Source organism: Streptomyces sp. NPDC001781, assembly GCF_053596035.1.
In genome coordinates this window covers 1-6,685 of sequence record NZ_JBSFFI010000061.1, presented here as the reverse complement: position 1 = coordinate 6,685, position 6,685 = coordinate 1, and the positions used below count along the sequence as shown (strand labels likewise).

Below are 6,685 nucleotides of genomic sequence, written 5' to 3'. Positions count from 1 at the left end.
ACGAGGGATTGCGGCGGACGGAGCAGCATTTCCGCACCTTCCGCCGGATGCGGCGGCTGGTGCACTTGATGCCCGCCGGTGCGTTGAACCAGGACATCCAGGACCCCCGCCAGCTCCGGCAGGTCCGAGAGGACGTCCGCCAGCGGCACCCCCTCCCCCGCCGCCCGGCTCGACGCCTCGCTCAGCAGGCGCCGTGCCTCCGCCTTGCCCAGGCGGGGCGCCAGGACCGCGGCGAGGCGCTCGGAGACGATCTGACCATCCGTCAGACCCAGGTTGGCGCGCATGCGGCCGGGGTGGACGGCGAGGCCGCGGGAGAGGTCGAGCGCCGTGTGGGCGGCGCCGCCGGTCAGGCGGAGTGCCTCGCGGAGCAGGGCCCATTCGGCGTGCCAGGCACCGGCGGACCGCTCGTCCTCGGTGGTGAGGCACTGGGTCAACCCGGCCGACAGCACCGGTACTTGAAGGGCCGCCGAGCGGATCAGCGTGGCGAGGACCGGGTTGCGCTTGTGGGGCATGGCGGAGGAGGCGCCCCGGCCGGCCGGGGCGGGCTCGGCCGCCTCGCCGACTTCCGTGCGGGCCAGCACCTGCACGTCGAGGGCGATCTTGCCCAGCGCGGCCGCCGTGTGGGCCAGCGCGGCGCCGAGGTCGGCGACCGGGGTGCGCAGCGCGTGCCAGGGCAGCACGGGCCGGGCGAGGCCGGTCTCGTCGGCGTAGGCGGCCGTGAGGGCGTCCAGGTAGCCGCCGGGATCGCCGGCGCCGGCGGCGCCGTCGAGGCGGGCGTACTCCAGGTATCCGGCGAGGGTGCCCGCCGCGCCGCCGAGCGCCACCGGCAGGCCGTGGTCCAGGACGCGGCCGAGCCGGTCGGCGGAGTCCAGCACCAGGGACCGCCAGCCCGCCGCCTTGAGCCCGAAGGTGGTGGGGACGGCGTGCAGGGCGAGCGTGCGCCCGGCCATGACGGTGTCCCGGTGCTCCCCGGCGAGCCGGGCCAGTTCCCCGGCGGTGGCGCGCAGGTCGGCGATGGTGAGCCGCAGCGCGCGGGCGGCCATCAGCATGGTGCCGGTGTCGAGGATGTCCTGGCTGGTGGAGCCCCGGTGTACGTACTCGGCGGCGGCCGGGTCGGCGTCCGCGACCACGGCGGTGAAGGCTCTGACCAGCCCGACCACCGGGTTGGCGGTCTCGCGGGCCGCGAGGGCGAGCGCGCGGGCGTCCAGACGGCGCGCGTCGGCGGCCTCGGTGATGACCGCGGCGGCCGGGGCGGGCACGGCACCGAGCCGGGCCTGGGCCCTCGCCAGCGCGGCCTCGGCGTCCAGCATGGCCTGGAGCCATGCCAGGTCCCCGGTCGCCTCCTCCACGGGGACCCCGGCGCGTACGGGGGACAGCAGCCCGAAGTCGGCGTTCATACCGTCACCTCAGCGAGTCCGGCGGACACCGGGGCGGGGAGGGACAGCAGGGCGTGCGCGATGGCGTCGGAGTCCTCCAGCGTCACGGAGCCCACGCCGGGCCGGATGCCCGCCGCGGTGACCCAGTGCACGGACTCGGTGGGGACGCCGTAGGCGAAGCGCCGGGGGTGGGCGCGTCCGGCGGCGTCGACGAGCCGGTAGGGGCGCGTCGACACGTCGAGGCCGCCGGTCTCGTAGACCCCGCCGTGCGCCGTGGGTATGCGGTGCGGGCGGCACTGGCCGGTGCTCAGCAGATGGCGGAGCAGCGGGTCGGCGGTGCGCGGCAGGTCGGGCTCGGGGAGCCGGGCCTCGATGAGCGCGGCGAAGCGCGGCGCGATCTCCGCTCCGCCGAGGGTGCGGGCGACGAAGGCGGGATCCTCGGTGACGGTGTCCACGAGCAGGCCGGGCGGCAGGATCTCGACGATCCCGGCCTCGACGAGCGCGGTGAGTTCCTCGATGCGGGAGGCCGGCGGGCCGATGGAGAGGAAGGCGTTGAGCGGGGTGTACCAGGCGTGCAACTGGTCGCGGTAGGAGGCGCCGTCGATGCCGTCGTGGTCGACCACGAGGCGGATCTCGTTGCGCAGGTCGCGCAGCACGTCGAGGGCGGCCTTCAGCGGGCCGGCGACGTTCCCTGCGCGGGCGTCGGCCACGTCCTGGCGGAGGTGCCCGAGCAGCCAGGCCCGGTAGTCGTCCACGGAGCCGAACTCCCTGTCCCCGTATGGCCGGGCGATGCGCGCCCAGTCCCAGCGGTGGGCCGCGTCGATGCCGGCGGCGTCGAGGAACGCGTCCTCCTCGCCCTCCGGTACGTGCGGGTAGGCGGCCTCGAAGGCGGTGGCGTCCTGGCCGCGCGCGGTGAGCAGGGCCGCGTAGTAGACACCCTGGACCTCTCGGGCGATCAGCGGCCACAGGTCCGCCCGGAAGCTCAGCCGCTCGCCCCGGCGGGCACGTTCGCGCAGGGCGGCGACCTCCTCCTGGTCCAGCAGCCGTGGCTCGTGCCGGCCGTGCGCGCCCTTCTGGTTCTCGCCGCGCGCGTGGTAGGGCACTCCGCGCCGGGAGCCCGCGTACATGCGGGGCTCGTCGCCGGAGGCCCGGTAGACGAGCCGGTCGCCGACCCGCTCGAAGGAGCCGCCCCGGCCGAGCGTGAACAGGGCCAGGTAGTCGAAGAAGTTGAGGCCGAGTCCGCGTAGCAGCACCGGCTGTCCGGCGCCGATGCCGGAGAGGTCGTGGTCGGCGGGGTTGGCGGGCGGCAGATGGGTCAGCCCGTGCGTGGCGGCGAAGTCCGCGAACCGGCGTATCTCCTCGGTGGGCCGGTTGGGGAGGTGGCCGAGGGCCAGGACGACGGCGTCGAGCCCGGTCAGCCTGGTGCCGTCGGCCAGAAGCACGCTCTGCGGGCCGCCCGGTACGGGACCGGTGTCGTCCAGGGCGACGGCGCGCGAGGCGTGCACCCGGACGGTGACGTGGGCCGGGGCGGTGGCGATCAGGCGCTGGAAGACCCAGCTCAGGTAGTGGCCGTAGAAGGCTCGGGTCGGATAGGAGTCGGGGCCGAGGGCGCGGGCCTCGGCGGCCGTCGACTCGTCGGCGGTGCCGGTCTCCGCGAGGCGGCGGGCCCACTCGTACAGGCTGGGGCCGTCCTCGACCGGGCCGGCGATGTCGACACTGTGATCGGTGAACAGGGTGACCTGGGAGGCCACCGTGTTCATCAGCAGGTGCGGGGACTGCGTGGTGCGCCAGACCCGGCCCGGTCCCGGCGGCGAGGGGTCGACGAGGTGGACGGTGAGCTGCTCGCGCGAGGGCGACTTGCGTTCCTGGGCGAGCAGCCGCTCCAGGACGGACAGGCCGCGGGGTCCCGCCCCGACGACGCAGATCTCCGAGGGTGTGCTGATCAAAGGTTCACTCTCCGCTGGGCTGTGGAGTGGGCATGGCCGTTCCAGGGGCAGGACGGCATGCGTGTCGGTGGGTGGGCGGGGTGAGCCGGACGGAGACCTCCACTCCTGCGCCGACCGGCAGGGGTACGGAGAGGTAGTCCTCGCCGTCACGCACCCGGTCGAGGTAGGGGCCGGTGGAGGCGGAGCCAAGGGTGATCAAGATAGTACCGGGGCGCATCCGCCCCTCCAGCGCGCTGAGCGCGGGCAGGGCCGGGTCGGGCCGGCAGTCGGGCAGGGCGAGGTCGACCGGGGTGGGGGCGCGGCCGAGGTCGTGCAGGCCGACGTGGCGGACCTCGGCCCGGGGGGCCGGCCCGGCGGCCGTGAGCCGGGCGCGGGTGTCGGCGGCCCGGCGGGCGTCGGGCACATGGCCGACGATGCGTCCGGGCAGCGCTGCGGGTCGGCTACTGCCGGAGCGGGTGGAGGCCGTGGTGCGGGAACGCGACCGGCTGACCGGCGTGCTGCGGCCGATCCTGCCCGTGACCGCGTCCGGGGCCAACTTCCTCGGGCTGCCGCCGCGCGAGCGCGCGAGCGGGTTCGCGGAGACGTGCGCCCTCGCCGGGGTCGCCGTACGGGCCTTCCCCGGCGAGGGCGTACGCGTCACGGTCGGCACCCTGGACGCGAACGACGCCGTGCTGGGCGTGGCGGCGGCGCTCGCCTGAGGCTCAGTCCCGCACCGGCGCCGACTCCCCTTTCTCCGCGGGACGTTGTGCCTCGGCCCAGCGGACAACGGGTTCCATGGCGAGGCCGGCCGCGAGGAACAGCGCGCCCACGACGAGCCAGCCCCCGGTGCCCCAGGAGAGGATGGGCGTAGTGAGCAGCAGCGGGCCGATGAGCCGCGCGACGGCCGTTCCGGCGCCGTAGAAGCCCTGGTACTGGCCCTGCTTGTCGGCCGGGGCGAGGGTGAAGCCGATCTCCCAGGAGCCGGAGCCGAGCAGCATCTCGCCGAGGACCTGCACACACGCGGCGAGCAGCAGCACCAGCACCGGCAGCCAGGCCGAGGTGCCGGCCGCCGACACCGCGAAGCACACGCAGGCCAGCAGCAGCACGATCCCCGCCTGCCGTACGGCGCGCGCGGCCGACCGCAGCCCCGTCACCCGGGCGGCCATCCGCACCTGGAACAGCACCACGGTCAGCGTGTTGAGCACCAGCAGCGCCGACACCGTCCAGCCCGGCGCCGCGGTCCGCCGCACGATCCACAGCGGCAGCACCACGCTGAGCAGCGGCATGTACAGCAGCATGACCATGTTCAGCAGCGAGACCAGCGCGTACGGGCGGTCCCGGAGCACGGTGAGGGCGCGTCCGGCGGGCCGGTCGGCCGGGGGGAGCCGGCTCGCGGGCGCGGGCAGCCGGCTCAGCACCCAGGCGGCCAGGACGCAGGTGACCGGGTCCGTCGCCAGCGCGGTGAGGCAGGACGCCTCGTCGTCGAGCTGGAGGGCGATGCCGCCGAGCGCCGCGCCGAGGGCGAGGCCCGCGTTGACGGTCGACTGGAGGCAGGCCCGTTTCTCGGTGCGCCGGCCGGGCTCCACCAGCCCGGCCAGGAGAGCCTGCCGGGCGGCCGCCAGCCCGCACTGGCAGCACGTGTACAGGCACACGGCGGCGAGGAACGCCGGGTAGGTCCGTACGAAGAGCAGGGAGGCGATGGCCGCGCTCGGATCACCGCGGTGCACACGGTGCGGGGATCGATACGGGGACAAGCGGGACATGCCGGCGGGCCCCGGAGGCCGCGCGGGAGAGGTCAGACGCGCAGGAAGGCCGGTGCTCCGGGTGCGGTGGCCTCGGCGACCGTGCCGTCCTTCACGGGGTTCTCGCGCAGCAGGTCGGCGACGATCTCGGTGGCGAGCCGGTGCCAGGTGGTCAGGCGGCGCAGCATGGCGTGCTCCGCCCCGCTGATCATGATCATCCCGGCGTGGGCACCGGCCGTGCGGGCCCGCAGCACGAAGTCCACCGAGTCGTCGGCGCCGGTGATCCGGTCGGCGTCGCCGTGCATCACCATCAGCCGCTGTCCGCGCAGGTGGACGGCGGGTTCGGCGGCGGGCAGCCAGGGCGCGAGCGCCAGCACCCCGTGCACGGCCCGGTGGGCGGCCACGTGCAGGGCGGCCCGGCCGCCCATGGAGTGACCGACCAGCACGACCGGCAACGGGCCGAAGCGCTCGCGGAGTTCGCCCAGGGCACGCAGTACGTCGTCGGCGGCGGCCCCGCCGTTCCATCCACGGTGCCGATAGCGCACCTCGCCGAGCACGATGCCGTCCGACGGCAGACCGGTGGCGACGGCACGCAGCACGGGGCGCATGCGCAGCGCGGCCAGATGCCAGGGCCGGCTGGCGGAGACGTCCTCGGCCCGGCCACCGTGCAGCGTGAGCACGGCTGCCTTCGGGGACTTCGGGGCGTACCGGACGACCAGCGCGCACTCGGGGCCTTCCGTGCCCTCGCCGCCCTGCTGCTGCGTCGTCTCGTCCGGGCCGTCGCTGTGGACTCTCAACGGGGGCGCCTTCCCTTCGGGCGGTCGTACGGGATCGTCACCTTGAATCCGTAGCCGCTCGGCACGCGGCTTGGTCCAAGGGGCCCGTTCCGCCTACTGCGACGGGCGGGACGAAAGCACGTCTGAGAGGGTCGGACCGGGGCACATGTGCTCAGGCAAGGACTTCTCACCGTGACGACCGAGGTGAATCATGACCAGCCGGACCAAGGATCTGACCCCGAAGTACACCGTTCCCGGCCTCGAACGTGAGGCGGCCGGCCGGCTCATCGGTCTGCTCCGCCTGCGTCTGCACGCGCTCAACGACCTCCACCTCACGCTGAAGCACGTGCACTGGAACGTCGTCGGACCGCACTTCATCGCCGTGCACGAGATGATCGACCCGCAGGTCGACCAGGTCCGTGAGATGGCCGACGACGTGGCCGAGCGGATCGCCGCCCTCGGCGGTGTGGCCCAGGGCACGCCGGGCGCGCTGGTGGCCGAGCGCACCTGGGACGACTACTCCATCGGCCGGGGCGACGCCATCGCTCACCTCGCCGCGCTCGACATGGTCTACACCGGCGTGAACGAGGGCGTGCGGGCCGCGGTCAAGGAGGCGGGCGAGATCGACCCCGCCACCGAGGACCTGCTGATCGGGCAGCTCCGCGACCTGGAGCAGTTCCAGTGGTTCGTGCGGGCGCACCTGGAGAGTGCGCGCGGCACCCTCGCCACCGGTAATGTGCGCTCCGAGAAGGAGGCCGCCGCCAAGGGCGCCGAGATGAGCTGAGCCGCCGCACCGTGTCCGCCGCGCGCCGCCCCCCCCCCGGGGCGGGGGCGCGCGATACGAAGAGCCAACCTCAGTAAACCCA

At 74.8% G+C, this 6,685-nt stretch carries 7 protein-coding genes; 2 read left to right on the top strand and 5 right to left on the bottom strand.

Annotated features, from left to right (window positions below):
• From ACWCV3_RS28400 to ACWCV3_RS28390, 3 genes are all read right to left on the bottom strand, one after another.
• Positions 1-1,397: lyase family protein (locus tag ACWCV3_RS28400; protein WP_451230054.1), on the bottom strand; the 1,397-nt coding region annotated here is incomplete at its 3' end.
• Positions 1,394-3,319, bottom strand: a complete 1,926-nt coding sequence (locus tag ACWCV3_RS28395; RefSeq protein ID WP_451230056.1) for an FAD/NAD(P)-binding protein — start codon at positions 3,317-3,319, stop codon at positions 1,394-1,396. The genes ACWCV3_RS28400 and ACWCV3_RS28395, both read right to left, overlap by 4 nt.
• A 7-nt stretch (positions 3,320-3,326) precedes the next feature.
• The gene (locus ACWCV3_RS28390) at positions 3,327-3,725 is read right to left on the bottom strand and encodes a hypothetical protein (RefSeq protein ID WP_451230051.1); all 399 of its coding nucleotides are present in this window, start codon (positions 3,723-3,725) and stop codon (positions 3,327-3,329) included.
• Between the two features lie 64 nt (positions 3,726-3,789).
• Here ACWCV3_RS28390 and ACWCV3_RS28385 point away from each other — a divergent pair, with 64 nt between their 5' ends.
• A complete protein-coding gene (locus ACWCV3_RS28385) occupies positions 3,790-4,020 on the top strand; it encodes a hypothetical protein (RefSeq protein WP_451230048.1) in 231 nt (76 codons plus the stop codon).
• A gap of 3 nt (positions 4,021-4,023) precedes the next feature.
• Here ACWCV3_RS28385 and ACWCV3_RS28380 read toward each other — a convergent pair whose 3' ends face one another.
• Positions 4,024-5,064 carry an MFS transporter gene (locus ACWCV3_RS28380; protein WP_451230045.1) on the bottom strand — a complete coding sequence of 347 codons (1,041 nt, stop codon included), beginning with the start codon at positions 5,062-5,064 and terminating at the stop codon, positions 4,024-4,026.
• Positions 5,065-5,096: 32 nt separating this feature from the next.
• On the bottom strand, positions 5,097-5,840 hold the full coding sequence (locus ACWCV3_RS28375; protein ID WP_451230042.1) for an alpha/beta fold hydrolase: 744 nt from the start codon (positions 5,838-5,840) through the stop codon (positions 5,097-5,099).
• Positions 5,841-6,030: 190 nt separating this feature from the next.
• Here ACWCV3_RS28375 and ACWCV3_RS28370 point away from each other — a divergent pair, with 190 nt between their 5' ends.
• Entirely contained in the window at positions 6,031-6,603 is a 573-nt protein-coding gene (locus ACWCV3_RS28370) for a Dps family protein (protein ID WP_451230039.1), read from the top strand.
• Positions 6,604-6,685: the final 82 nt, after the last annotated feature.